The organism is candidate division TA06 bacterium, assembly GCA_004376575.1.
In the GTDB taxonomy this organism is placed as follows: Bacteria; Hydrothermota; DG-26; order E44-bin18; family E44-bin18; genus E44-bin18.
Genome location: SOJN01000113.1, coordinates 1 through 2619, shown reverse-complemented (window position 1 = coordinate 2619; position 2619 = coordinate 1). Strand labels below are relative to the sequence as shown.

The window sequence follows — 2619 nt, the reverse complement described above, 5'->3', positions numbered from 1 at the left end:
AATCCCAATGGCAAACAAGGACATAGCACCCCATTGCCAAGCACTACCGCCAACTAATTTGGAGAAGAGCCAAACTTTCGAACTTTCGGGCTCTTGGGTGCGCAATTCAACTTTCAAGGTTTGGCCCCAAATGCGCAAATTTGAAACATGTCAAATAACGGAGATTGCCCCGTCGCTGGCTTCTCCTCCATCGGCTAACGCCGACGAAGGACCAAAAATATCTCGTCCTTTCTATGGAAAGGCCGGGCCTTTTTGGCTCGCAATTACAAGTTTTCCTGTCCAGGGGACGGGCTAGGTATAATTTCGCAATTTCGAAGGTGGGTGGAAGGGCTCGGAGGAATTTCCATTTTCGTGTTCTTAGTTTGACACCTGCACAGGATGGTGCTAGATTCTAAGAGAACTATGGATAACCCGGACGTCATAGGTTCCTACACAATCGTGAAGAAACTTGGTGAGGGGGCCTTCACAGAGGTCTTTGAAGCCGTCGGCCCGCAGGGGACAGTGGCCTTAAAGATTGCGATGACCACAGACAGAGAAGACACTCTTCTCCTTAAAGAGGAGTTTAGCAGTCTGTCAAACATAAACCACCCAAATGTTGTTGCTATATACGACTTCGGGACGGCCAAGGATGGGCGGCCCTTCCTCACCATGGAACTTGTGAGCGGACGCCATTTCCACCGCTCATTCAAAAGACCATCCAAGCCTTTCTTCGCTGCCCTTTCCCAGATTCTGAGAGCCCTCCACCACATTCACTATCTTGGCTACATTCATGGCGACATAAAACCGGAAAACGTACTCGTTTCCAGAAAAGGGAAGGCAGTTACTGCAAAGCTGACAGACTTTGGTTTGGTTCAGAACGTTGGTGTCACAGCCCCGGCCGTCCTCAAAGGCACACCCGGCTACATGGCACCAGAGATCTTTACAGGCATGACCCCTGATGCGAGATCAGATATCTATTCGTTGGGTGTGGTCATATATGAAACACTGACCGGCAGGTCTCCATTCGACACAGGAGAGACTCCCGCAATCATAAAAGACAGACTCACCCGTGAGCTGGAGCCCATATCAAAATGGGTTGACAATGTTCCACTCCCCCTGGAGCGCATCCTGGAAAGGATGACCAGAACAAAGCCGGAGAACAGACCCAGAGATGCTCTTGAGATTCTTGAGGCGTTAAGGGAATTGCTCCCTGAAGATAGCCTGTCTGGAATCGAGAAGACGCGAAGGCCACTCCTCTCAAGCAGTCTTGTCGGAAGAAGAAGAAAGTTGGATCGTCTTCTCAGTCTGGTCAAGAAGACATCCAGGTCGAGAAATGCCGCAGCATTGATAACGGGTCCACCAGGAATCGGAAAATCAAGGCTTCTCAAGGAACTGAAAAGAAGGGCCCAGCTTGAGGGCATGTACATATTCGCAGCCTCGTGCACAGCATCCAGGACACATCCGCTCGGACCTTTCTCAGACCTTGCGGAAGCCGAGCAGCGTGAGTTGGGTATGCAGGCTGCAGTATTCCATGAAGGAAAAATCTCCGGCCACGAAGAGCTGATCAGGCAGTTTGAAGTGATAAGTAAATACTTTTCTCGCATCTCAGAGGAACTCGACAAAGGACTGCTGATATTTCTCGATGACCTTGAACTGGGCCACAGGAATGTCCAGTCACTCTTTCAGTATCTCTCCAGATACTGCCGCACACGGCAGGGCCTTGCGTGCATTGCCGCAGCAAACCAGAACCTCTGGACAGACACCAGCCAGGAGGAGTTCGAAATTGAACTGATCGAGCTGCAACCACTGTCAAAAACTTCGACTCAGAGACTTGTATCCAACATGCTCGGCATGAACGTCCCTTTCAAACTGGCTCAATTAGTACACCGCTACTCAGGCGGCGTACCACTGCTTGAAGAAGAGACTGTATCCTGGCTCTACAGGGAATCCCTCATCATGACCGGCGACAAATGCCAGGTCAAGTGGGCCAGAATAAAAGAGAGGAAGCCTCCAAGAACGATAGGGGCATTCACCAATCTCCTTATCAAAGGACTGAAAAAAGAGGAGTTGGAGTTCCTCAAGAAGGCCTCCGTGGTTGGCGACACGTTCGAGACAGAGGTGTTGAAGGCCCTATCGGGCCGCAGCGAAAAGAAGTTCTCTGCACTGCTGAGGGCCCTTAGATCCAGGAAACTGGTACAGAAAGAGGCTGGCACAGCATATTCTTTCACGCACAAGTGGGTTTCAACTGCTCTGTATTCAAGAATCCCGCGGGAAGAGAAGAAGGTGATGCACAAGAAAGTACTCAATACCCTTGAGTCAATCTATCCCAACCATTACTACCAGCTTGCTAATCATGCAGAGAGGGCTGCCATAGAAACGAAAACTGTCAAATACTCACTGGCTGCCGCGAGAGACGCGAAGAAGGCATCTTCTTTTGACTCTTGTGTGGAATTGTTCATGCTCGCTCTTTCGAACCTGAAGGAGGCGGATCCACAGCGCAAAAGAATCACAGAAGAACTGGCAGATGCGCAGGTGTGGAAAGGAGACCATAGAGCTGCCGTCTCAAATTATCTTTCACTGTCTGAAGAACTTGAGAACCCGGGCGAAAAAGCCAGAATTTACCGGAAGGCAGCTCTCAGC

General features: G+C 50.2%; 1 protein-coding gene. It reads left to right on the top strand.

Features of this window, described 5'->3' with window-relative positions:
* Nucleotides 1-378 precede the first annotated feature (378 nt).
* The coding region (locus E3J62_09600; GenBank protein TET44700.1) for a hypothetical protein at nt 379-2619 on the top strand (2241 nt) is incomplete at its 3' end.